Annotated in this window: 19 protein-coding genes; 4 read left to right on the top strand and 15 right to left on the bottom strand. The window is 69.3% G+C overall.

The features are described 5' to 3' along the window. Positions 1-7: 7 nt before the first annotated feature. The 9 genes from N177_RS19195 to N177_RS19155 form a co-directional block, all read right to left on the bottom strand. Positions 8-2,230, bottom strand: a complete 2,223-nt coding sequence (locus N177_RS19195) for a xanthine dehydrogenase family protein molybdopterin-binding subunit (RefSeq protein ID WP_023434088.1) — start codon at positions 2,228-2,230, stop codon at positions 8-10. Then, positions 2,227-3,210 carry an FAD binding domain-containing protein gene (locus N177_RS19190; protein WP_023434087.1) on the bottom strand — a complete coding sequence of 328 codons (984 nt, stop codon included), beginning with the start codon at positions 3,208-3,210 and terminating at the stop codon, positions 2,227-2,229. The genes N177_RS19195 and N177_RS19190 overlap by 4 nt, the downstream gene beginning before the upstream one ends. Next, positions 3,207-3,725 (bottom strand): 2Fe-2S iron-sulfur cluster-binding protein, encoded by a 519-nt coding sequence (locus tag N177_RS19185; RefSeq protein ID WP_244444313.1) that lies wholly within the window; start codon positions 3,723-3,725, stop codon positions 3,207-3,209. Before N177_RS19185 ends, N177_RS19190 begins: the two co-directional genes overlap by 4 nt. A 334-nt stretch (positions 3,726-4,059) precedes the next feature. After that, positions 4,060-4,566 carry a DUF934 domain-containing protein gene (locus tag N177_RS19180; protein ID WP_023434084.1) on the bottom strand — a complete coding sequence of 169 codons (507 nt, stop codon included), beginning with the start codon at positions 4,564-4,566 and terminating at the stop codon, positions 4,060-4,062. Next, positions 4,563-5,312, bottom strand: coding sequence for a phosphoadenylyl-sulfate reductase (locus tag N177_RS19175; protein WP_023434083.1), 750 nt, complete (start codon positions 5,310-5,312; stop codon positions 4,563-4,565). Before N177_RS19175 ends, N177_RS19180 begins: the two co-directional genes overlap by 4 nt. Then, complete coding sequence (locus N177_RS19170) at positions 5,302-6,972, bottom strand: nitrite/sulfite reductase (RefSeq protein ID WP_023434082.1); 1,671 nt, start codon at positions 6,970-6,972, stop codon at positions 5,302-5,304. The genes N177_RS19175 and N177_RS19170 overlap by 11 nt, the downstream gene beginning before the upstream one ends. A gap of 17 nt (positions 6,973-6,989) precedes the next feature. Further along, positions 6,990-7,292 (bottom strand): DUF2849 domain-containing protein, encoded by a 303-nt coding sequence (locus N177_RS19165; protein WP_023434081.1) that lies wholly within the window; start codon positions 7,290-7,292, stop codon positions 6,990-6,992. A 17-nt stretch (positions 7,293-7,309) separates the two neighbouring features. After that, positions 7,310-8,725 (bottom strand): siroheme synthase CysG, encoded by a 1,416-nt coding sequence (gene cysG, locus N177_RS19160; RefSeq protein WP_023434080.1) that lies wholly within the window; start codon positions 8,723-8,725, stop codon positions 7,310-7,312. Between the two features lie 203 nt (positions 8,726-8,928). Continuing rightward, positions 8,929-9,849 carry a LysR substrate-binding domain-containing protein gene (locus N177_RS19155; protein WP_023434079.1) on the bottom strand — a complete coding sequence of 307 codons (921 nt, stop codon included), beginning with the start codon at positions 9,847-9,849 and terminating at the stop codon, positions 8,929-8,931. A 167-nt stretch (positions 9,850-10,016) separates the two neighbouring features. Between N177_RS19155 and N177_RS19150 the strand changes: the two genes are divergently transcribed. Next, positions 10,017-10,325: a YjiS-like domain-containing protein gene (locus N177_RS19150; protein ID WP_023434078.1), complete on the top strand. Its 309-nt coding sequence runs from the start codon at positions 10,017-10,019 to the stop codon at positions 10,323-10,325. A 132-nt stretch (positions 10,326-10,457) separates the two neighbouring features. Here N177_RS19150 and N177_RS20810 read toward each other — a convergent pair whose 3' ends face one another. The 4 genes from N177_RS20810 to N177_RS19130 are packed head-to-tail and all read right to left on the bottom strand — an operon-like array spanning position 10,458 to position 15,729. Then, positions 10,458-11,084, bottom strand: coding sequence for a sarcosine oxidase subunit gamma (locus N177_RS20810; RefSeq protein ID WP_023434077.1), 627 nt, complete (start codon positions 11,082-11,084; stop codon positions 10,458-10,460). Next, positions 11,077-14,091 (bottom strand): sarcosine oxidase subunit alpha family protein, encoded by a 3,015-nt coding sequence (locus N177_RS19140; protein ID WP_023434076.1) that lies wholly within the window; start codon positions 14,089-14,091, stop codon positions 11,077-11,079. The genes N177_RS20810 and N177_RS19140 overlap by 8 nt, the downstream gene beginning before the upstream one ends. Next, positions 14,088-14,465: a sarcosine oxidase subunit delta gene (locus N177_RS19135; RefSeq protein ID WP_023434075.1), complete on the bottom strand. Its 378-nt coding sequence runs from the start codon at positions 14,463-14,465 to the stop codon at positions 14,088-14,090. The genes N177_RS19140 and N177_RS19135 overlap by 4 nt, the downstream gene beginning before the upstream one ends. 13 nt (positions 14,466-14,478) lie before the next feature. Continuing rightward, the gene (locus N177_RS19130; RefSeq protein ID WP_023434074.1) at positions 14,479-15,729 is read right to left on the bottom strand and encodes a sarcosine oxidase subunit beta family protein; all 1,251 of its coding nucleotides are present in this window, start codon (positions 15,727-15,729) and stop codon (positions 14,479-14,481) included. Positions 15,730-15,905: 176 nt separating this feature from the next. Here N177_RS19130 and N177_RS19125 point away from each other — a divergent pair, with 176 nt between their 5' ends. Together N177_RS19125 and N177_RS19120 are read left to right on the top strand one after the other, a co-directional pair. Then, positions 15,906-16,898 (top strand): GlxA family transcriptional regulator, encoded by a 993-nt coding sequence (locus tag N177_RS19125; protein ID WP_023434073.1) that lies wholly within the window; start codon positions 15,906-15,908, stop codon positions 16,896-16,898. Further along, positions 16,895-17,983, top strand: coding sequence for an AI-2E family transporter (locus tag N177_RS19120; protein WP_023434072.1), 1,089 nt, complete (start codon positions 16,895-16,897; stop codon positions 17,981-17,983). Before N177_RS19125 ends, N177_RS19120 begins: the two co-directional genes overlap by 4 nt. A 28-nt stretch (positions 17,984-18,011) precedes the next feature. On the opposite strand, the gene N177_RS19115 is transcribed toward N177_RS19120, so the two are convergent. Further along, entirely contained in the window at positions 18,012-18,647 is a 636-nt protein-coding gene (locus N177_RS19115; RefSeq protein WP_023434071.1) for a YrbL family protein, read from the bottom strand. Positions 18,648-18,707: 60 nt separating this feature from the next. After that, a complete protein-coding gene (locus N177_RS19110) occupies positions 18,708-21,215 on the bottom strand; it encodes a GcvT family protein (RefSeq protein WP_023434070.1) in 2,508 nt (835 codons plus the stop codon). A 199-nt stretch (positions 21,216-21,414) separates the two neighbouring features. Here N177_RS19110 and pepN point away from each other — a divergent pair, with 199 nt between their 5' ends. Beyond that, complete coding sequence (gene pepN, locus N177_RS19105; RefSeq protein ID WP_040486263.1) at positions 21,415-24,057, top strand: aminopeptidase N; 2,643 nt, start codon at positions 21,415-21,417, stop codon at positions 24,055-24,057. Positions 24,058-24,177: the final 120 nt, after the last annotated feature.

The following is a 24,177-nucleotide window of genomic DNA, read 5'->3' as shown; positions in this document are numbered from 1 at the left end:
TCAGGCCCTATGCGGCCTCTGCCGGCAAGCCGGCCAGCACCTTGTCGAGCGTGATCGGGAACTCGTAGACGCGCACGCCGGTGGCGTTGTAGATCGCGTTGTTGACGGCCGCGCCGATGCCCGCGATGCCGAGCTCGCCGATACCCTTGATCTTCAGCGGGTTCGTCTTGTCGTCGAGCTCCGGCAGGAAGGTCACGTCGAGATGCGGAATGTCGGCATGCACCGGCACGTGGTACTCGGCGAGGTCGTTGTTGGCGAAGTTGCCGTAGCGCGGATCGGTGACCGCCTCCTCGGTCAGCGCCTCGCCGATGCCCCAGATGATGCCGCCGATCGCCTGCGACCGCGCCGTCTTGGCGTTGAGGATGCGGCCCGCCGCGAACACGCTCGTCACCTTGCGGATCCTCGTCTCGCCCGTGACGCCGCTGACGGCGACCTCGACGAAGTGAGCCCCGTAGGCGGCCTGGTCGTACTGCTTCGCCATCGCGCCGGGCTTGATCGTGCCCGTCGTCTCGATCGTCTTCTGGGCGACGAGGTCGCCGACCGGCACGCGCCGGTTCCCGGCGATCGCGTGGCCGTCCTTCAGCGTGAGGTCCTTCACGCTCGTGCCCATGCGTGCGGCGAGCTCCGCCACCGCATCCTCGGCGGCGAGCGCCACCGCCGAGCCCGAGCTCGCCGCGCCCATCGAGCCGCCCGAGCCGAAGGCCGCCGGGAAGAGCGAGTCGCCCAGGCGGACCTCGACACTCTCGATCGGCATGCCGAGGATCTCGCCCGCGATCTGCGACAGGATCGTGTAGCTGCCGGTGCCGATGTCCGTCATGTCCGTCTCGACGACGACCTTGCCGCCGGGCTCGATGCGCAGGCGCGCCTGGGCGTTCGTCAGCATGTTGACGCGAATTGCGGCCGCCATGCCGCGGCCGATCCACCACTCGCCCTCGCGCTCCTGCAGGGGCTTCGCGTTCCGCCTCTCCCAGCCGAAGCGGCGTGCGCCCTCCTCCATGCACTGCACGAGCTGGCGCTCGCTGAAGGGGCGGTTTCGCGTCAGGTCCTTCTCCGGCTCGTTGAGCTTGCGGAACTCCACCGGGTCCATTCCCAGCTGCTCCGCCATCTCGTCCATCGCGCACTCGACCCCGAGGATCCCGACGGCCTCGCCCGGCGCGCGGACGGAGCCGCAATGGGGGATGTTGAGCGTATAGGCCTTCGTCGTGAAGCTGCGGTTCGCGCCGGCATAGAGGGCGAGAGAGCCGAGCGGCACAGGCTCGTAGAACGGGCGGCCGTCGTTCTGGCTGACGATCGAGTCTTGGCCGAACGCCGTGAGCCTGCCGTCGGCGTCGCAGGCGAGCCGCATGCGCTGCACCGTGTCGGACCTGCGGTAGACGAGATGGAAGAGCTGCTGCCTCGTGATGACGAGCTTCACGGGCCGGCCGATCCGCTTCGCGGCGATCGCCGCGAGAACGCATTCGGTGCCGAGGCCACCCTTCCCGCCGAATCCGCCGCCGATATAGGGCGAGACGATCCGGGCCTTGTCGGACCCGAGGCCGAGCGTGTTGACGAGCTTCTTCTTCGCGCCCGACGTGATCTGGATGGAGGTGTAGACGGTCAGGCTGTCGCCTTCCCACACCGCGATCGCTGCGTGCGGCTCCATCGCCGCATGGGCGTGGCTCGGCGTCTCGTAGGTCCGGTCGAGCGTGTGCGGCGCCGATGCCATCGCCGCGTCGATGTCGCCGACCGTCGTGTCGGGCACCATGCCCTCGTCGCCCAGCGGACGGGCGCCGCCACGGCCTGCGCCTGCGTCGAAGCGACCTTCGCCCGGATCGTACTCGACCTTCACGGCGTTCGCGGCGGCGCGCGCCTGCTCGAACGTCTCGGCCACGACCACGCCGAGGCTCTGTCCGTAGCTGTCGACCCGGTCGTTGCCGGTCACGAGCTTCTCGTCGGAGAAGCCCGCCGTCTCGCGCGGGATGCGGGGATCGTCGACGATGGCGGCGAGGACGCCGGGCATCGCCTCGGCCTTCGACGTGTCGAAGCCCTTCACCCTGCCGAAGCCGATCGTCGAGCAGATCGCGACGCCGACGGCGAGCTTGCCTTCCACCTTGTGGTCTGCGGCGTACGGCACGTCGCCCGCCACCTTGCGGCGGCCTTCGACGCGGTTCAGCGGCTCGCCGATGATGCCTTGCACGCCGCGGTCGAGCGGGCTCGCGCCGACCGGCTGGTCCATCTTGTACTCGCTCATGCCCGTCCTCCGGCAATGTCGTGAAGGGTCGCCATCAGCGTCCGCCTGGCGAGCGGGATCTTGAAGTCGTTGCCGCCGTATCCCCTGGCGTTTTCGAGGAGCTTGTCGGCGGCGCGGCGGAAGGCTTCCTCACCCGGCGCCTGACCGACCAGCAGGTCTTCCACCGCCGGGTCCCGCCACGGCATGTGGGCGAGCCCGCCGAAGGCGAGCCGGGCCGAGGTGATCCTGCCGTCTTCCACGGCGACGATCGCGGCGACGGAGACGAGCGCGAAGGCATAGGAGGCGCGATCACGCACCTTCCGGTAGGCGTGCCGGCCCGGCGGAGGCGGCGGCAGCACCACGTGGGTGATGAGCTCTCCCTGCTCGAGCACGTTCTCGATCTCGGGCGTGTCGCCCGGCAGGCGATAGAGCTCGGAGATCGCGATGCTGCGCGTGGAGCCGTCTCCCTTCAGCGTCTCGACCTGCGCGTCGAGCGCCCGCATCGCGACGGCCATGTCGGAGGGGTGGGTCGCGATGCACTTGTCGCTCGCCCCCAGGATCGCGTGGATCCGGTTGAAGCCGCCGATCGCGCCGCACCCGGATCCGGGGTCGCGCTTGTTGCAGGGCATCGCCGTGTCGTAGAAGTAGTAGCACCTGGTGCGCTGCAGGAGGTTGCCCCCCGTCGAGGCCTTGTTGCGCAGCTGGCCCGAGGCGCCGGCGAGCAGGGCGCGGCTCAACACGGGGTAGCGCATCCGCACCGCCGCATGCGCCGCGAGGTCGGCGTTCGGCACGAGCGCACCGATGCGAAGGCCGCCCTCCGGCGTCTCCTCGACCTCGTCGAGCGGCAGCCGGCTGATGTCGACGAGCTTCTCCGGCCGCTCGATCTCGAGCTTCATGAGATCGAGCAGGTTCGTGCCGCCGGCGATGAAGCGGCCGGCACCGGCCGCCGCGGAACAGGCGCCGGCCGGATCGGCGGCGCGGGCGAATTGAAACTCCCTCACGACTTGCCTCCCGCAACTTCGGCGATCGCGTCATTGATGTTGGGATAGGCCGAGCAGCGGCAGAGATTGCCGCTCATGCGCTCCGAGATCTCCTCGGGCGTGAGCCTCATCTCGCCCTCGAGGCTCGCGCTGACATGGCTCGGCCAGCCCTTCCCCGCCTCCTCCAGCATCGCCGTGGCCGAGACGATCTGCCCCGGCGTGCAGAAGCCGCACTGGTAGCCGTCATGCTCGAAGAAGGCCTCCTGCATCGGGCTCAGCCCGTCGGGCGAGCCGAGGCCCTCGATCGTCGTGATCTCGTCGCCCTCGTGCATGGCGGCGAGGGTTAGGCAGGAATTGATCCTGCGGCCGTTGACGAGGATCGTGCAGGCACCGCACTGGCCGTGGTCGCAGCCCTTCTTCGTGCCGGTGAGGCCGATCGTCTCGCGCAGGAGGTCGAGTAGAGAGGTTCTGACGTCGAACTCGACGTCATGGGACTGCCCGTTGACGGTCAACCGCATGGGTATGCTCCTCAGCATCAGGGAGGGATCGGGGCCTCAACGCGCCGGCACGCGTGACGTTCACCGGCGCGTTCGGATCACCAACTGATCTGGAGCGGTGGGAGCAGAGGTAAAGCGGGGGCCGGGCGACGCGTGTCCGGACGCCATGCCGGCAATTGCAGGCGGAGAGGGGCGACGCACGAAACCCTGCGCCGGAGCCGACGTTCGGAAAGTCCCGCACCACAGGCCCGGAGAGCCCATGTTCTTCTTCTTTTCGAACCGCCTCGGCTGCCTCGGCTCGATCGCCGTGTCGGCCGTGATCACCCTCGCCCTGCTCGCCTTTTTCGGCGTGATCTGAGGGCGGGTGGTTCGCTCAGCCGGCCCTGCGACGTAGCCAGGGGCGCGTGCCCACGGGGACTTCCCGCTCGCTGCCGACCGGCTGGAGGTAGAGCGGCACCTCGGGCAGGTCGCGGGTCTCGAGCCGCCTCAGCGTCGGCTCGTGGCTCACGAGGAAGGACGTGAAGCCGCAGCGCAGCATCAAGGGGATCTGGTCGATCAGCACGTCGCCCCGCGCCCGGATCTCGCCCTCGAAGCCGTAGCGCTCGCGCAGGAGGCGGGCGGCGGAGTAGGAGCGGCCGTCGGTGAAGGCCGGGAACGGCAGCGAGACGAGCGACAGCCGGGACAGGTGCTCGGCGATATCCTCCACCGGCTCGCCCGGCTCGAGCGCGACGCCGAGCTCGAGCGCGTTCGTCTCGCGCGCCTCCTCGAGGCGGGCCGAGGAGACGATCACCGCGCCTTCGCCCGGCAGCGCCGTCTCGTCGGGAACGGCCTGCCACCGGTCTTCGGCGAAGCCGTCCCGCGTCCACAGTCTCGCGCTCATGCTCCCACGCTCCTCTCGATCACGCCGACCGGGACGCCGTTGCGCGTCAGGTGAATGCCGCACTCGGTCTTGCCCGTGCCCCGCCAGCGGCCGGCGCGCTCGTCCTCGCCGTCGGCGACTGGGCTCGTGCAGGGCCGGCAGCCGATCGAGCGGTAGCCCTGGCCGATCAGGGGATGCGCCGGCAGCTCGTGCAGCACCATGTAGGAGCTCGTGTCGGAGGGCGTCCAGTCGGCGAGAGGATTGACCTTCATGCGGCCGCCCTCCTCCTCCACCATCGGCATGGCCTGGCGCACGGCGTTCTGGTGGCGCTTGCGGCCCGTCAGCCACACGTCGAACCCCGACAGCGCGCGTTCGAGCGGCTCGGTCTTGCGCAGGTGGCAGCAGAGGTCCGGGTTCACGGCGTGGAGCTCGCCCGTCGTGTCGTAGGCCGCGAGGCGGCCGGCATCCGGCACGGTCGAGCGCACGTTCGTGAGGCCGAGCCTCTCCACCAGAGTGTCGCGATAGCGAAGCGTCTCCGCGAAGTGCTTCTGCGTGTCGATGAAGATCACGGGCGTGTCCGGATCGACCTGCGCCACGAGGTGCAGAAGCACGACGGATTCCGCTCCGAACGACGACACCACCGCGCTGCGGCCCGGCGCCATGTCCGCCAGCACGTAGCGGATCACGTCGCGGGCCGGCTCGCCGGAGAGGAGCCTGTCGAGCGCCATCGCCATCGGCAGGCGCCCCGAGATGTCGCTATGCCGCACGGCTTGCCTCTCCATAGAGCGCGTCCCTGAAGGGTGCCTCGCCGAGCCGCCGGTAGGCGGTCAGGAAGCTCTCCTTGGGATCGGTGCGCAGCCGGATATAGGTGTCGACCAGCGTTTCCACCGCATCGACCACCTCGTCGGCCGAGAAGCCCTTGCCGACGATCTCGCCGATCGAGGCGTCCTCGCCCGGCGCCCCGCCGAGCGTGATCTGGTAGAACTCCTCGCCCTTCCGGTCGACGCCGAGGATGCCGATATGGCCCACGTGGTGGTGGCCGCAGGCATTGATGCAGCCCGAGATCTTGATCGACACGTCGCCGATCTCGCGCTGCCGCTCGATGTCGGCGAAGCGCTCGGACAGGCGCTGCGCGATCGGGATCGAGCGCGCGTTCGCGAGCGCGCAGTAATCGAGGCCCGGGCAGGCGATGATGTCGGTGACGAGGCCGCGATTGCCCGTGGCGAGCTTCGCCTCGGCCAGCGCGGCGTAGATCTCCGGCAGGTCGTTCTTCTTCACGTGCGGCAGGATCAGGTTCTGCTCGTGGCTCACCCGGATCTCGCCGAAGGCGAAACGGTCGGCGATGTCGGCGACGCTGTCCATCTGGTCGGCCTTCGCGTCGCCCGGGACGCCGCCGATGGGCTTCAGCGAGATCGTCACCGAGGTGTAGCCCGGCTGCTTGTGGGCGTGCGTGTTGCGCTCGACCCAGACGGCGAAGGCGGGATCCTTCGCCATCGCCTCGGTCAGCCGCGCCGCGTCGATCGGCCCCTCCTCGAACGGGGGCGGCGCGAAGTAGCGGGCGATGCGCTGGCGCTCCTCCTGCGGCAGGTCGAGCGCGCCGCCGCGGATCTCGGCGAATTCCGCCTCGACCTCTTCGCGGATCGACTCGATGCCCCGCTCGTGGACCAGAATCTTGATCCGCGCCTTGTACTTGTTGTCGCGCCGGCCCCAGCGGTTGTAGACGCGCAGAATCGCCTCGAGATAGGCGAGCAGGTCCCTCTCCTCGACGAAGTCGCGGATCTCCTTGCCGAGCATGGGGGTGCGGCCGAGCCCGCCGCCGACGAAGATCCGGAAGCCGATCTGCCGGTTCTCGCCCCGCCGGATCTCGAGACCGATGTCGTGCGCGCGGATCGCCGCGCGGTCGGTCGAGGCTCCCGTCACCGCCACCTTGAACTTCCTGGGCAGGAACGAGAATTCCGGGTGGAGCGACGACCACTGGCGGATGATCTCCGCGTAGACGCGCGGGTCGGCGTGCTCGTCGGCCGACGCGCCCGCCAGGTGGTCGGCCGTCGTGTTGCGGATGCAGTTGCCCGAGGTCTGGATGGCGTGCATCTCGACCTCCGCGAGCTCCTGCAGGATCGCCGGGATGTCCTCGAGCGAGGGCCAGTTGAACTGCAGGTTCTGGCGCGTCGTGAAGTGGCCGTAGCCCTTGTCGTAGGTGCGCGCGATATGGGCGAGCTTGCGCATCTGCGTCGAGGACAGCGTGCCGTAGGGGATCGCGATGCGCAGCATGTAGGCGTGCAGCTGCAGGTAGACGCCGTTCATCAGCCGCAGCGGCTTGAACTGCTCCTCGGTCAGCTCGCCGGCGATACGGCGGCGCACCTGGTCGGAGAACTGGGCGACCCGGTCGTTCACGAACTCCGCGTCGAACTCGTCGTAGCGATACATCTGGATAAATCCGTCCTTCAGGCGGCGCTTCTCGAGTGGCCGGTGGTCGGACCCGCGCAGCGGATCTTCTCCCGCAGGCGCGCCGGCTCGACGCCGCCGCCGACCGTCACGACCTCGATCAGGTAGGGCTCGACGAGGATCCGGTCCGCGACGGCCTTGCGGCCCGCCTCCTCGGCGCCCTCGGCCTCCTCCGCGCCCCGCACGATCCGCGCCTCGTCGAGGTCGATCGTCCAGCCGTCGGCGCCGAGATAGATCACGCGACCGTCGGCCAGCCGGTTCGCCGTCAACACCATCTGCTCGGCAACTAGCTTCTTCGCCATGCCCCGTGTCCTCCTACTCAGGCCGCCAGGGCCTCAGCCTCGGCGAACGCCACCGCCTCGGCCCACTCGCCTTCGGCCACCGCGCGGCCGACGAAGATCACCACCGGTCCGTCGACCCGCATGCCCGCGAGACGGCCGAGCTCGTCGAGACGCCCGTAGAAGCGCCGGCCGTCCTCGCGGCCGACATTCTCCACGGCGCCGACCGGCGTGTCGGGCGAGAGCCCTGCGGCCATCAGCTGCGCCGCCACCTCGTCGGCGACCGACTTCGCCATGTAGAGCGACAGCGTCGCGTCGTGGCGGGCGACCTGAGCCCACTCGATGCCGGCTTCGCCCGTCGCGGCATGACCGGTCGCGAAGATCAGCGAGGAGGCGTGCTCGCGATGCGTCAGCGGGATCGCGGCTTCCGCCGCCGCCCCGAGCGCGGCCGTGATGCCCGGCACGATCGAGAAGGCGACGCCCGCCTCGCGCAGGCTCGCGATCTCCTCGCCGGCGCGGCCGTAGACCATCGGGTCGCCGGCCTTCAGGCGCACGACGCTGTTGCCGGACCTGGCCTCGGCGATCAGCACCGCGTTGATCTCGTCCTGGCGGGCCGAGTGCCGCCCCTTGCGCTTGCCGACATGGATGCGCCGGGCGTCGCGCCGGCCGGCCTCGAGCACGGCCTCGTCGACGAGGCTGTCATAGACGATGACGTCGGCCTCCGAGAGGACGCGCCGGGCGCGCACCGTCAGCAGATCGGCCGCGCCCGGCCCTGCGCCGACGAGCCAGACATGCCCCTCGCCGTCCGCGGCGCTGCGGGCCGTCTCGAGCTTGCGCAGCGCGCTGCGGCGGGCCACAGCCTCGTCCTCGACCGCCTGCACGGCGAGCTGCTCGTCGGAGAAATAGTCGCGCCAGAACCTCAGCCGACGCCGGCCCGGCGGCAGGAGTTCGGCGACCCGGTCGCGCATCGAGCCCGCCATCGAGACGAGCCGGCCGATGCCCTGCGGCAGCATGTCCTCGATGCGGCTGCGGATGATGCCGGCCAGGACCGGGCCGTCGCCCTCGGTGGAGATGGCGATGCTCAAGGGCGCGCGGTTCACGATCGCCGGCGTCAGCACGTCGCAGAGCTCGGGCCGGTCGACCACGTTGACCGTGACCTTCGCCTCGCGCGCCAGGTCCGCAAGCCGGCGATCCTCGGCCTCGTCGCCCGTGCCGATGAAGGCGAGCGCGGCGCCGGCGAAATCCGCCACCACGGCAGGGCGGGGCACGACCGTATAGTCGTTCTCGATCGCAAAGGCCGCGACCTCGGCCTCGACATCCGCCGCGTAGACCTCGACGGCGGCGCTCGTCTTCGCCAGGAGGCGCAGCTTCCCGAGCGCCTCGTCGCCGCCTCCGGCGACCACGACGCGACGACCCGCGACGACCGTCGAAACCGGAAATGTCTTGAGCTTGTCCATGCCGCGTCCTTCGGGGAAAACCGGCACGGAATATCGCCCCGCAGGCCTCCGAATGGAACGGGGTGCGGCGCAAAAAACAAGCAAGTTCAGATGCTTGCCGAAAGTTGGAAGGCCATGCCCTGGATCGGAGGGCTTGGGAGAAATCCGTTTCGCCGCTCGCCGTCCCCGGAGATCGGGAGGTGCGTCCCGGCGCTCCCCTGGCGCTATTCCGCGGCGACCTGGGCCGGGTCCGGGCGCCTGCCGGTCATCTCGTCGAAGCCGTCGACCACCTGCTGCACGAGCGCCTCGGCGGCGGGTCCGAGGTTGCGGCCCTCCGCGATGACCATCTGGTAGTCGCCGATCGGCGGCAGGCCGTGGCGCTCGTCGAGGCGCACGAGCGGCGGCTCGATCAGGCTCTCGGCGAAGGGCGCGATCGCGAGGTCGGCGCGGATCGCCGCCATCTGCCCCGCGCAGTGCTCGCTCGAATAGGCGACCCGGTACGGCAGGCCGGCGGCGTCGAGGGCGGAGAGCGCGCTGGCCCGCCAGGCGCAGCCATTGGTGGCGAGCGCGAGCGGCAGAGGTCGCTGCTCGTAGGCGCAGCCGTTTTCGAGCCCGCCCCAGACGAGCGGTTCCGTATAGACGACGCGTCCCCGCTCCAGCATCTGCCTGCCCCCGCCGGTCGTCACGAGCGCGAGGTCGAGCGCGCCCGCGTCCAGCCGCTTCAGGAGCCCCTTCGACATGCCGAGCGTCACCTGCACCTCGACGCCCGGATGGGTGCGCGCGAAGCGGGAGAGGATGTTCGGCAGAAACCGCGTGCCGAAATCGTCCGGCGTGCCGAGCCGCACGAGGCCCTCGAGCTCGGGCGACCGGAACATGCCGACCGCCTCGTTCGACAGGCGCAGGATGCGGCGGGCATAGCCGATCAGCGCCTCGCCGTCGCCCGTCAGCCGGACCGACCGCGCGTCGCGCACGAACAGCGTCTTCCCCACGATCTCCTCGAGCCGCTTCATCTGCATCGACACCGCCGACGGGGTGCGTGCGACGGACCTCGCGGCCCGGCTGAAGGAGCCCGTCTCGGCGATTTCGACGAAGGTCCTCAGGAGGTCGATCTCGAGCAGCGGAAGCTGCCTTCCGGTTGGCGTCATGGCCTTGGCACCGATGCGGCTTGGTTCAATGGAATTGATCCTAAAGATAAGTCCTTTGCGTTTGATTGAACAAGCCGCCGGCACCATATACGGGCCAGAAGGCGTCGATTGCCTGAAGAATGCGCAATCCGTGCGCATTTGCTGAGCTCTACCAATGGAGAAGACCGATGACGATGATCTCCGGCCCGGTTGCCCAGGGCACGGCCGGCCGTACCGAACCCTTCGCGCCCCGCCTCACCGACTTCCTTCGCAAGCTGATCGCCGAACGCCGCGAGCGCGCGCAGCTGAAGCTGCGTCGCCAGGCCTTCCGCAACCTGCTCGAGCTCGACGACAAGACCCTCAACGACATCGGCTTCACCCGCTACGAGGTCGAGGATGCGGCGAGCCTGCCGCTCGAGGTGAACGCGTCGCTCGCGTTGCGCGAAATGGCCCGCAAGCGCCGTGAAAGAGAAATCAAGGCCTTCCGCCGCCGCTGACCGCCCGCTCTTCCGGCTTCCAGCAGCCCGCCTCCACCCGGAGGCGGGCTGCTTCGTTTTTGGCCTCTGGATCACGTTGATGCAGAGCGGGATGCGGGCGGAAAACCGGTTCCCACTCTTCCTCATCCCGCTCTACCGCGCGAGGCGCCAGGTCTCGCCGCCGATCGGCGTCTCGGGCGTCATGCCGAACTGCCGGCCCGCCTCCGCGAGGAGACACCAGAGATAGTCGGCCATCGAGCTGCGGATGAAGACGATGTAGTCGGAGTCCAATGCGCTGCCTTCCGCCGGCCGCCACAGGACGCCCTGCCCCCGTCCGATCACCGTGCCGGCCACGGCGCCGACAGCGAACGCCTTCGGATGGACGTCGAACGGCGTGAGCTTGGCGAGCACCTCCCACGCCTTCGTGCCGGAGAGGCCGATGGCGACGTGATAGTCCGTGACGTCGACGACGTGATGGCGCACGCCTGCGAGACGGGAGTCCAGATCCCGCGCGAGCTCGATCTCCGTCTCGGCTGGAACGACCAGCCAATGCTCGTCCGGGCCGATCCAGAGGACGGACCGGCCGTTCGACGAGGCCGAGCGGCAGGCGTCCTCCGGGCCGGCGGTTCCGGTCAGCTCCCGCAGGGCGGGAGCGATGTCGCCGGGCGCGCCGCGAAGCACGAGCTTGCCGAGGAAGGCGTGCTCGCGGACCGTTGCGGCCTCGCCGCTCGATATCTCGCTGCGCCCATGGAGGGGCGAGCGGCGGCGGGCGTCAGACATGCCCCTCCTCCTTCAGCTTGAGGAAATCCGTCTCCGTGACCCGCACGGGGATCGGCGCTCCGCCGGGCCGCGTCACCCACAGGCGATCGCCCATGCGGTCGCCGCCGCCCGCGACGAGGGCGAGCGCGATCGAGCGCCCGATATTGGGGCTCAAATAGCTCGACGTGACGTGGCCGAGCATCGGCACGGGCGGCGCCGGCTCGTTCTCCGTCGCGATGACGTGCGCGCCCTCCTCCAGCATCAGGCCGGGGTCCTCCGTCAGGAGGCCGACGAGCTGCTTGCGGTCTGCCCGGGCCGTGTCCGAACGTGACAGCGAGCGCTTGCCGATGAAGTCGCCCTTCGTGTCGCTGACGATCCAGTCCATGCGCAGGTCATGTGGCGTCACCGTGCCGTCGGTGTCCTGGCCGACGATGACGAAGCCCTTCTCCGCGCGCAGGAGATGCATCGTCTCGGTGCCGTAGGGCGTGATCCCGAAGCGGGCGCCGGCCTCGAAGATCTTCTCCCACAGCCACAGGCCGTAGCTGGCCGGCACGTTGATCTCGTAGGAAAGCGCGCCGGTGAACGAGATGCGGAAGATGCGCGCCGGCACGCCCTCGATCGTCGTGTCGCGGAAGCTCATGAACGGGAAGGTCGCGGGATCGGCGTCGAAATCGTCACAGATCTCCTCGACCACGGCGCGGGAATCCCGCCCGGACAGCGAGGCGACCGCCCACTGCTCGGTGACGCTCGTGAGATAGAGCTCGAGATCCGGCCACTCCGTCTGGGCGTAGTCCTCGAGCCACTGGTAGATCCGCGCGGCGCCGCCCGTCGTCGTCGTCATGTGGAAGTGGTCGTCGGCGATGCAGGACGTCACGCCGTCGTCGAGCACCATGCCGTCCTCGCCGAGCATGAAGCCGTAGCGGCAGCGACCGGGCGCGAGCTTCGTCCAGGCACTCGTGTAGACCCGGTTCAGGAACTCGCGAGCGCCTTTCCCCTGAATGTCGATCTTGCCGAGCGTCGTCGCATCGAGAACCGCCACGCCCTCCCGTGCCGCCCTCGCCTCGCGCTGCACGGCCTGCTCAAAGCTCTCGCCGGCCTTGAGGAAGGCGCGCGGCCGCAGCCAGTCGCCCACCGGCTCGAACACCGCGCTGTGCCGGCGGTGCCAGTCGTGCATCGGCGTGCCGCGCCGCGGGTGGAAGTGGTGGCCGACATGCTGGCCGGCGAGCGCGCCGAACGTGACGGGCTTCCACGGCTGGCGCGAGGTCGTCGTGCCGATCTCGTGCATCGGCCGCCCGAGCTTGTCCGACACGAGGCGGAAGGCGTTGAGGTTTGCGACCTTGCCCTGGTCGGTGCCCATGCCCGTCGTCGTGTAGCGCTTGGCGTGCTCGATCGACTGCATGCCCTCCTGCAGGGCGAGCTTCAGGTCCTTCGTCGTCACGTCGTCCTGCAGGTCGACCCAGGCCCGCGTGTCCTCCGGCTTGCGGTGCGAGGGCACCTCGGCGACGAAGTGGATCGAGCGCTGCAGCGTTTCCTCGGCCCTCAGCGCCGGCACCGGCGCGGGCACGGCAGAGAAGCCCGCCGCATCCGCGGCTCTCGCGCCGGCTTCGGCGCCGGCGGCGAGACAGCCCGAAAGGTCGAAGACGCCGTTCGAGGCGCCGGCGGACGCCTCCTTCTGCCAGGAGAGGCCCGGCCGGTAGGCGGCGAGGTCGTCGTCCCAGCGGAGCTTGCCGCGGGACTGCGCGAAAAGAGCCGTGTTCGGCGTCCAGCCACCCGCCACCGCGACCAGGTCGCATGCGATATCTGACACGCCGCCCGCGCCTTCGACGGGCTGCACCTTCGCTCCGGTGACGCGGAAGCGGCCCGACGTGCCGACGACGCCGCATCCGGCATGGATGGCGATGCCGAGCGCCGCCGCGCGCGAGAGGAGCGCCCCGTCGATCTCGCGCCTCACGTCGACGATCGCCGCGATCGAGGCGCCGGACTCGGCGAGGTCGAAGGCCGCGCCCCATCCGGAATCGTTGTTCGCGAAGACGAGGACATTGCGGCCCGGCAGAACGCCGTAGCGGTGGACATAGGTGACGGCTGCGCTCGCCAGCATGATGCCGGGCCGGTCGTTCTCGTGGAAGACGAGCGGGCGCTCGATCGCACCGGTGGCGAGCACCACCTGCTTCGCGCGCACCCGCCAGAGGCGTTGCCGCGGCAGGTTCGGCGAGCGCTCGTGGCGCGGCAGGTGGTCGCCGACGCGCTCCCAGAGGCCGAGAAAGTTCTCGCCGTAATAGCCGAAGGCCGAGGTGCGGGTGAGGACGGTGACGTCCTCGCGGGAGCGAAGCTCCGCCGCCACCGCGCCGATCCACTCGGGCGCGGCGCGGTCGTCCAGATGCGTCGCCGCCGGATCGCGCGAGAGGAGCCGCCCGCCGAGGGCCGCGGTCTCCTCGGCGAGGATGACGCGGGCGCCGGACCGCGCCGCCGAGAGCGCCGCCATCAGGCCGGCCGGCCCGGCGCCGACGACGAGGACATCGCAGTGCCGGTTCGTCTGCTCGTAGGGGTCAGGGTCCGGGCCGTCGGGTGCCCGGCCCATGCCGGCCGCCCGGCGGATGAACGGCTCCCACGTCATCCAGCCGCGGGGGCCGCCCATGAAGGTCTTGTAGTAGAAGCCGGCCGGGAAGAACCGCCACAGGAGGTCGTTCGCCTCGCCGACGTCGAAGGTGAGCGACGGCCAGACGTTCTGGGCGTGGGCTTCGAGCCCGTCATGGATCTCGGCCTCGGTCACCCGCACGTTCGGGTCGCGGTGGATGCCCGAGCCGATCTCGACGAGCGCAGCCGGATCCTCGACGCCCGCACCGAGGATGCCGCGCGGCCGGTGATACTTGAAGCTGCGCGCGACCATGTGCGTGCCGCCGGCGATCAGCGCCGAGGCGAGCGTGTCGCCGGGATGGCCCGTGTACTCCCGCCCGTCGAAGCGGAACGTGACGAGGCGGGAGCGGTCGACGAGACCTCCCTGGGGCAGGCGGAAAGGCTGGCTCGTCACGTCGTCGTCCCCTCGCTCTCGCCGGGCCGCATCACCTTCACGGCGTCGTTGCCGGAGCCGATCGGCGCCTCGCCGGCCGGCGTCGCGGGCAGCACCGCCTCGACGGCGGGCGGAGCCTCTCCCATCGGATAGAACGCCAGGAACTGGTCGGTCGCGGTGTTCCTGAGGGCGTTGAACCAGCGCCGGCAGCCGGCGGAATGGAACCAGCGCTCCGCGAAGATCCCCTTGGGGTTGTCGCGCATGAAGACCCAGTCGCCCCAATCGGCATCGCTCATCTCGTGGGCGTTCAGGGGCCGCGTGCGGTGGGCCTGGCCGCCGCTGACGAACTCGGCCTGGTCGCGCTCGCCGCAATAGGGGCAGGTGATGACGAACATGTGCTTCGTGTCCCTAGTGCGCCACGGCGGCGGCGCCGTGCTCCGCCACGAGGTCGCCCGAGTAGAACCGGTCGACCGTGAAGGGCGCGGCGATGGCGTTCGGCTCGTCCCTGGCGACGAGATCGGCGAAGGCGTGGCCGGAGCCCGGCGTCGCCTTCCAGCCGCCGGTCCCCCACCCGCCGTTGATGTAGAAGCCCTTCACCTTCGTCTTCGTGATGATCGGGCTCGCGTCCGGGCAGGTGTCGACGATGCCGCCCCACTGGCGCATCATCCTCAGGCGCGAGACGACCGGCAGGAGCTCGCAGAGCGAGGACATCTGGTGCTCGATGATGTCCATCGAGCCGCGCTGGGTGTAGGAGTTGTAAGCGTCGATCCCCGCGCCGATGACGAGCTCGCCCTTGTCGGACTGGCTGCAGTAGACGTGCACGGCGTTCGACATGATGACGCAGGGCACGAGCGGCTTGATCGGCTCGGAGACGAGCGCCTGCAGCGGATGGCTCTCGATCGGCAGCTTCACGCCGACCATCTTGGCCATGACGCTCGTGTGGCCGGCGGTGACGCTCGCGACCTTCGGCGTGCGGATGAAGCCCTTCGTGGTCTCGACGCCCGTCACGGCACCGGCCTCCGTGCGGATGTCCGTGACCTCGCACTGCTCGACGATGTCGACGCCGAGGGCGCTCGCGGCGCGCGCATATCCCCACACCACAGCGTCGTGCCGGTTGACGCCGCCCGAGCGCTGAAGCGTCGCACCGAGCACGGGATAGCGGATGTCGTGCGAGATGTTGATGACCGGGCAGAACTCCTTCACCTGCTTGGCGTCCAGCCACTCGGCGTCGACGCCGTTCAGGCGGTTCGCCTCGACCCGGCGCTTCAGGCCCCGCGCCTCGTGCTCGTCATGGGCGAGGTTGAGGACGCCGCGGTGGCTCATCATGATGTTGAAGTTCAGCTCCCGCCCCAGCCCCTTCCACAGCTCGAGCGCGTGGTTGTAGATCGCGGCTGACGCGTCGAAGAGGTAGTTCGAGCGGATGATCGTCGTGTTGCGGCCGGAATTGCCGCCGCCGATCCAGCCCTTCTCGATCACGCAGACATTCGTGATGCCGTGGATCTTGGCCAGGTAGTAGGCCGTCGCGAGGCCGTGGCCGCCGCCGCCGATGACGACGACATCGTAGCTTGCCTTCGGCGTCGCGCCGCGCCAGATCCGGCCCCAGCCCTTGTGGCCGTTGAGCCCCTCGCGGATCAGCCTTATAGCGGAGTATCGGTCCATGCTCTCCAGCCGTCGTCCCGGGTGATGGCCTCGGCGCGAGGCGGCACTTCGGCCTTTCCGAAAGCCACCCTCGAATCCGCGCCACGCTATTGTCACGTTGGCGGAGAGGATGGTCTGATTGCGACATCGGACGGGCGGGCCTTGCGAAGGCCCGTGGCCCACTTGCGGAGTTCCCCATGGACGCGGCGACAAGAGGGTCGCGCCGGATCGTCTTCTTCCTCGTGCCGAATTTCTCGATGATCGCGTTCACCAGCGCCATCGAGCCTCTGCGCCTGGCGAACCGGCAACTCGGCTACTCCTTCTACCGCTGGGAAATCGTGACCGGCGACGGGGGCATGGCGCTCGCCTCGAACGGCCTGCGGATCGAGGCGACGGCCTCGCTCGAGGACATCAAGCGCCGGGCCGCGGGGGATGAGCGGCCCGACCTCCTGCTGGTCTGCTCCGGCATCGCGGTGGAGCGCTACGATTCGCGCGCGCTGCACACCTGGCTGCGCCAGGCGCACAGAAGCGGGGTCGCAGTCGGCGCGCTCTGCACCGGCGCCTGGGTGCTGGCGAAGGCCGGCCTCCTCGATGGCCGGCGCTGCGCGATCCACTGGGAGAACCTGCCGGGCTTCTCCGAGAACTTCCCGAAGGCCGAGGTCTATTCCGACCTCTTCGAGATCGACCACAACATCTACACCTGCGCCGGCGGCACCGCCCCGCTCGACATGATGCTGACGCTGATCGAGGAGGATCTGGGCGAGGCGATCGTCAACCGTGTTTGCGAGCAGCTCCTCGCCGACCGGATCCGCGACTCGCATGATCGCCAGCGGCTGCCGCTGCGTGCCCGGCTCGGCATCCAGAACCCGAAGGTGCTGCAGATCATCGAGCTGATGGAATCGAACCTCTCCGAGCCGCTCTCGCTCGGCGACCTCGCGAACTCGAGCGGGCTCTCGCGCCGGCAGATCGAGCGACTGTTCCGCCGCTCCATGGGGCGCTCGCCGGCGCGCTACTATCTCGAGCTCCGGCTCGACCGTGCGCGTCACCTGCTGCGCCAGTCGAACCTGCCCGTCGTCGAGGTGGCGGTCGCCTGCGGCTTCGTTTCCGCCTCGCACTTCTCGAAGGTCTACCGCGAGTATTTCAACCGCTCGCCTCTGACGGAGCGGCGCGAAAGGGAGCTGACGGAGTGAACCCGCCGTCGCGGCAGGTCGCCGGGCCGCCGGCCTGGTACATCAACGTCATCCTCGCCGCGATCGTCATCGCCGGCCTGTGGTGGGCGCGGGCGTTCCTCGTGCCGATCGTCGTGGCGCTGATGCTGTTCGTCCTGCTGAACTCGATGATCAACCGGATCGCGGGGTTTCGCGTGGCGGGCCGAGCGATGCCGCGCGGCGTCGCCGCCGCGATCGGGATCGCGATCATCGCCTTCGTGCTCTTCGTCTTCACCACGATCCTCTCGCAACAGGTGAACGCGGTGGTCGAGGCGATGCCGCGATATCTCCAGAGGATGGACGACCTGGTGCGCGACCTCGGCAGCTTCGCCGGGGAGGACCTGTCCGCCGATTTCGCGGCGGCCTTCCGGGAGATCAACCTGGCGGAACGGCTGCCGCGCATCCTCGGGTCGGCCGGCGCGATGCTGACGGGCATCTCGCTCGTGGTCCTCTACCTCGCCTTCATGTTCACCGAGCGGCCGGTCTTCTGGTCGAAGCTCGGTCGCGTCCTCGATGCGGGGCCGGAGCACCAGGCCCATCACGTCATCCGTGCCATCAACGAGAGCATCGAGCGCTACTTCTGGGTGAAGCTCGTCGTCAGCTCGATGACGGGGCTCGCGGCCTACGCGGTGATGAAGCCGCTCGGCCTCGATTTCGCGGAAACCTGGGCCCTCCTCGCCTTCATCCTGAACTTCATTCCGAATATCGGCTCCGTGATCGCGACGATCGCGCCGACCCTCGTGGCGCTGGTCCAGTTCGACACGCTCGGCCCCTTCCTGATCGTCGGGCTCGGCGTGACGGCGATCGAGCTCTTCATCGGCAACGTGGTGGAACCGGCGCTGATGGGACGGTCGCTGAACCTCAGCCCGCTCGTCATCATCCTGTCGCTGACGTTCTGGGGCGCGCTCTGGGGCGTCGTCGGCATGTTCCTGTCGGTGCCGATCATGGTGACGGTCCTGATCGTCGCCTCCCAGGTCCCCGCCTGGCGCTGGGTCGCCGTGGTGTTGTCGAACGACGGCGACATTCCGAGCATCAAGGCGCCGGGGTCGTCCGTGACGCAGGCATGATCGCGTCGGGGCACGGCCGCAGGGACGATCAGGTCGCGGTGGGCCACCGCAGCGCCGCGGCGAGCGGCGCGAAGAGCCTATCGAACCGACGCGCGATCTTGCGCCGCCGCTGCGCGAGGAACAGCGTCGAGATCGGGATCAGTTCCTTGTTCGGGCGCAGCTTGAGGTCGTAGGCCACGAGCCGGAAGCCCGCCCCCTCGCGCACGAAGCCGATATTGCTGGGCTCGTCGCAGGAGGCAAGAATGCCGTACCGCTCGCAGAACCGTCCGAACTGCCGCACCTCGTCGAGCACGAACTCGGCATCGAGGTCCGGCCAGATCCGGCCGGCCATGATGTCGGTCAGGCTCAACGGCCCCTGTCCGTCGCTACCCTCGACGAGGTCGAGGCAGAGGCCGCGCCCCAAATCGGTCTCGACGAAACCGTGAACCGCCGGGAAGTACCGTGACAGCGGCACACCGGCCGAGCTCAGTCGCCCGTACTCGCGACACTCGCGCTCGTTCGCGCCCGCCATCCGCCGGCGGAACAGGCGGTCGAGATGCCCCGCCCGTCCCGCCGCCGCCCGCGGCCGCGCGATCTTCACGCACAGCTTGGGGTCCTCCGGGTGGCGGTAGCAGGAGCGAAAGGCGCCGGACGAGATGAGGTCGGCGGAGCGCAGGCGCAGCATGACGGTGACACGTCGGTTCCATGACAGACGTGTAACACCTGCTCCTGCCGCTGCCGCCCGTCAAGCCCTGAGGCGGGCGTTCTCCGGATCGAACGGCGACTCCGCCACGACCGTGGCGCGGCGGTACTCCCCGAGAATCTGGACCTCGAGCTCCGTGCCCGGCGCCGCGAATTCGGGCCGCACCATGGCGAGGGCCAGCGACTTGCCCACACGCCAGCCATAGCCGCCGGAGGTGCAACGGCCCACGACCTCGTCGCCCTTCCAGATGGCTTCGGACCCGCGCGCGTCGGCGTTCGCGACGTCGTGCACCTCCATCGTGACGAAGGCGTTGGCGAAGCCGCGCTCGCGCCACTCCGTCAGTCCCTGGCGCCCGAGGAACTCGCCCTTGTTGACCGGCACGAACCGCTCGAGCCCCGACTCGAGCGCCGAATACTCCACCGACAGCTCGCGCGGGATGAGGCGGTACGACTTCTCGAGCCGCATCGAATCCATCGCGCGGATGCCGAACGGCCTGATGCCGAACTCCTCGCCCGCCTCGAAGAGCAGGTCGAAGATCGCGTTCTGCATCTCGATCGGGTGGTGGAGCTCCCAGCCGAGCTCCCCGACGAAATTGACGCGCAGCGCGTGGGCGAAGGCCGGACCGACCGAGATGATCTTGCCCGAAAGCCAGGGGAAGGCCTCGTTCGAGAGGTCGGCGTCCGTCAGCTTCTGGAGCACGTCGCGGGACCGCGGCCCCGCCAGGACGAGCACGCCCCAGCGGTTCGTGATCGTCGAGAGGTGGACGGAACCGTCCTCGGGCGCGAGCTTGCGCAGCACGTCGTGGTCGTGGCGTTCGAAGGCCCCGGCGGAGACGAGGTAGAAGCGGCCGGGCGCAAACTCGTAGACGGTGAACTCGCACTTCACGCCGCCCTTCGGCGTCAGGAGATGGGCGAGCGCGATGCGGCCTGCCTTCTTCGGAATGCGGTTGGCGAGGATCGATTCGAGCCATTCGCGCGCGCCGGGCCCGGAGACCTCCATCTTCGCGAAGGCCGTCATGTCGAGCACGCCGACATTCTCGGTGACGTTCCTCACCTCGTCGCCGACGAAGGGGAAGTAGTTCGAGCGGCGGAACGACCAGCGCTCGCGTATCCGGCCCGTGTGGTCGGCGGGGGGATGGTTGTGGTTGAGGAGAACGTCGCCGGTGCCGAGCTCCTCCTCCGGAACGGCATAGCCCTCGGGCGCGAACCAGTTCGGCCGCTCCCAGCCGTAGACCGATCCGAACACGGCGCCACGCGCCGCCATCCGGTCGTAGCAGGGGGTCGTCTTCAGCGGCCGCGCGGCGGAGCGCTCCTCGTCGGGGTAGTGCGGCGTGAAGACGTTGGCGTAGGCTTCCTCGTTCTTCGCCTTGAGGTAGCTCCTCGTCGCGTACGGGCCGAAGCGGCGCGGATCGACGCCCAGCATGTCGATCGTTGGCTCGCCCTCGACGATCCACTCGGCCAGCTGCCATCCGGCGCCGCCCGCGGCGGTGACGCCGAAGGAATGTCCCTCGTTCAGCCAGAAATTCTTGCGGTCCCACGCGGGCCCGACGATCGGGCTGCCGTCGGGCGTATAGGCGATCGCGCCGTTATAGGTCTTCTTGATGCCGACCTCGCCGAAATAGGGCACGCGGGCGATCGCGGTCTCGATATGCGGCATCAGCCGCTCGATGTCCTCCTGGAAGAGCTCGTACTCCGACTGCTCGTGCGGGCCGTCGACGTAGCAGCACGGCGCGCCGAGCTCGTATGGCCCGAGCAGCAGCCCGCCCGCCTCTTCGCGCATGTACCAGGAGGAATCCGCCTCGCGCAAGACGCAGAGCTCCGGGCCACCGGCCTTGCGGAACTCCTGGATCGCCGGGTGCGGCTCGGTCACGATGTACTGGTGCTCGACCGGGATGACCGGGATGTCGAGGCCGATCATCTGGCCCGTGAGCCTCGCGAAGTTGCCTGTGCACGACACCACGTGCTCGCACGCGATCTCGCCCTTGCCGGTGTGCACGACCCAGCCGTCACCGGCCCGTTCGATCGCGGTGACGGCGGTGTTGCGGTAGATCTCGGCGCCCCGGTCGCGGGCGCCGCGGGCGAGCGCCTGGGTCAGGTCGGCTGGCTGGATGTAGCCGTCCTCGGGATGCTGGATGGCGCCGATGATGCCGTCCGTCTCGACATAGGGCCAGGTCGCCTTGATGTCGGACGGCGTTAGCGTCCTCACGTCGATCCCGATCGTCCGGGCGATGCCGGCGTAGTACATGAACTCGTCCCACCGGTCGGCGGTGCGCGCCATGCGCACGTTCGTCACCTTCCGGAAGCCGGTGTCCATGCCGGTCTCCTCGGCGAGCTCCTGGTAGAAGCGGACGGAGTATTTGTGCAGCTGGCCGACGGAATAGCTCATGTTGAAGAGCGGCAGGAGGCCGGCGGCGTGCCAGGTCGATCCGGATGTCAGCTCCTTGCGCTCGACGAGAACGACATCCGACCAGCCCTTCCTCGCGAGGTGATAGAGCGTCGAGACCCCGACGACTCCCCCGCCGATGACGACCGCCTTGGCCCGAGACTTCATTCCGACCCACTCCCGCCGGTTACCGCTTCGCCCACACCATGGAGCGGCAGCGAACCGTCGGCTTGGCGGCGCGCGACATGGGCTGTCTTCAACCCGTCATCGACGTCGCCCGCACTCCGACGGCCGTGAGCAGGGCTTGCCCCGCGCCTCCCCGACGCCGTAATGCTCCGGCAAACCTGCCGCCATGAAGGACGAGAAGATGACAACGGACGGCGCGCCGCGCATCAGGCTGTCGGACTACCGCCCGCCGAACCACCTGGTCGACGCCGTCGAGCTCGACATCCGCCTCGAGCCCGAGCGGACCCAGGTCAGGTCGCGCCTGTCTCTCCGGCCGAATCCCGAGCGCCCGGGCGACGCGCCGCTCGTCCTGGACGGCGAGGACCTGGAGATCCTGGCCATCATGCTCGACGGCATCCCGCTCGCGCGCAGCGAGTTCGTCGTCTCCGACCGCGGGCTCACGATCGCAGCGGTGCCCGACCGGCCCTTCACGCTCGAGACGACCGTCCTGATCGACCCGAGCGCGAACACCCGCCTCATGGGCCTCTATCGCTCGAACGGCGTCTACTGCACCCAGTGCGAGGCGGAGGGCTTCAGGAGGATCACCTTCTTCCCCGACCGGCCGGACGTGCTGTCGGTCTATACGACGCGCATAGAGGCGCGGAAATCCGACGCGCCCGTCCTCCTCGGCAACGGCAACCGCAGCTCGGCCGGCGACGTGCCGGGCACCGACCGCCACTTCGCCATCTGGCACGACCCCTTCCCGAAGCCGTCCTACCTCTTCGCCCTCGTCGGCGGTGACCTCGGCCGCATCGTCGACGGGTTCACGACGCAGTCCGGCCGCCAGGTGAGGCTCGGCATCTATGTCGAGAAGGGCAAGGAAGACCGGGCCCGCTACGCCATGGATGCCCTGAAGCGGTCCATGCGCTGGGACGAGGAGGTGTTCGGCCGGGAATACGACCTCGACGTGTTCAACATCGTCGCCGTGTCCGACTTCAACATGGGCGCGATGGAGAACAAGGGCCTCAATATCTTCAACGACCGTTACGTGCTCGCGAGCGCCGAGACGGCGACCGACCACGACTTCGCGAGCGTCGAGGCGGTGATCGCCCACGAGTATTTCCACAACTGGACCGGCAACCGCATCACCTGCCGCGACTGGTTCCAGCTGTGCCTGAAGGAGGGACTGACCGTCTTCCGCGACCAGGAGTTCACCTCCGACATGCGCTCCCGGGCGGTCAAGCGCATCCAGGACGTGCGGCTCCTGCGGTCGCACCAGTTCGTCGAGGATTCCGGGCCCCTCGCCCATCCGGTGCGCCCGGAGACCTACCGCGAGATCAACAATTTCTACACGGCGACGGTCTACGAGAAGGGCGCCGAGGTGATCCGCATGCTGAAGGCCCTGCTGGGGCCGGACGCCTTCGCCAGGGGCATGAACCTCTACTTCAAGGAGCACGACGGCCGCGCCGCGACGGTGGAGGACTTCCTCGCCTGCTTCGAGAAGGCGAGCCGCCGCGACCTCACCCAGTTCAAGCTCTGGTACAGCCAGGCCGGCACGCCCGAGCTCGCCGCCAGCGTCGACCAGCGGGCAGCCGAGGGCACGCTCGAGATAACCTTCGAGCAGAGCGTTCCGGCGACGCCCGGCCAGCCGAAGAAGGAGCCGATGGTCCTGCCGATCGCGATGGGCCTCGTGGGCGAGGACGGCCGCGACATGCTGCCGGAGGTCAAGTGCGAGCCCGCGCTGAAGAACGGGGTCTTCGAGCTCGACCGACAGCGCGCCACGATACGGTTCTCCGGCCTGAAGGAGCGTGCGGTCCCGTCGCTCCTGCGCGGCTTCTCCGCGCCGGTGCGTCTCGTGAGCAATCTCGGCAGCGACGACATGCTGCGCCTCGGCGCGCTCGACAGCGACCCGTTCAACCGCTGGCAGGCCCTGCACGCGGTGATGATGAAGGTGCTGCTCGACCATCAGTCCGGCCGCTCGCCCGAGGGCTCGCCGACGACGGCCGACCTCGTTGCCGCGCTGGCACAAGTCGGCGCCGACGAGGCGCTCGATCCGGCCTTCCGCGCGCTCGTCCTCTCGCCTCCCGGCGACACCGACCTGACGCGCGAGGTGGGGCACGATGTCGATCCCGACGCCGTTCACCACGCCGTCGAGTGGCTCCGGGAGCTCCTGGGGCGGCAGCTCGGGTCCACGCTCGAAGACATCTACCGCCGGCACGCCTCGAACGAGCCCTACTCCCCCGACGCCACGAGCGCGGCACACCGCGCCCTGCGCAACGCGGTGCTCTCGCTCCTCGTCGCCACAGGCGGCGACGACGCCACGTCGCTCGCAGGCGAGCACTATCGCCGCGCCGACAACATGACGGACAGGATGGCGGGCCTCCTCGCCCTCTCGCGCCTGCGCGGACCGGTCCTCGACGAGGCGCTCGAGGATTTCTACGGCCGCTTCAGGGACGACACGCTCGTGCTCGACAAGTGGTTCACGGTGCAGGCCATCGCACCAGACGAGGATGCGCTCGACCGGGTCGAACGGCTGACCGGCCATCCCCGCTTCGCCATGTCGAACCCGAACCGGGTGCGGGCGCTGGTCGGCGCCTTCGCCAGCGGCAACCCCGTCCAGTTCAACCGCAAGGACGGACGCGGCTACGCGTTTCTCGCCGACCACGTCCTCAAGCTCGACAGGCAGAACCCGCAGCTCGCGGCCCGCCTCCTCTCGTCCTTCCGCAGCTGGCGGGTGCTCGAGCCGCAGCGCCGGGAGCTCGCGCGCCGCGAGCTCGAGCGCGTGGCGGGCATGGACGGGCTGTCGCGCGACGTCGCCGACATCGCGGAGCGCTCCCTTGGTTGAGTCTTTTCGGACTCACTCCCGCGAAACATGGGTCCCGGGCACCTCAAGCGGCTGGACAAATCACCAGCCGTTTGATTCTTATAGATTCGTTCGAAAGATGCGGCACATGAGGTCTTTGGC

The sequence above is a fragment of the Lutibaculum baratangense AMV1 genome, assembly GCF_000496075.1.
GTDB lineage: Bacteria > Pseudomonadota > Alphaproteobacteria > Rhizobiales > Tepidamorphaceae > Lutibaculum > Lutibaculum baratangense.
The sequence above is the reverse complement of the archived record's forward strand: the minus strand, read 5'-3'. Positions and strand labels throughout refer to the sequence as shown.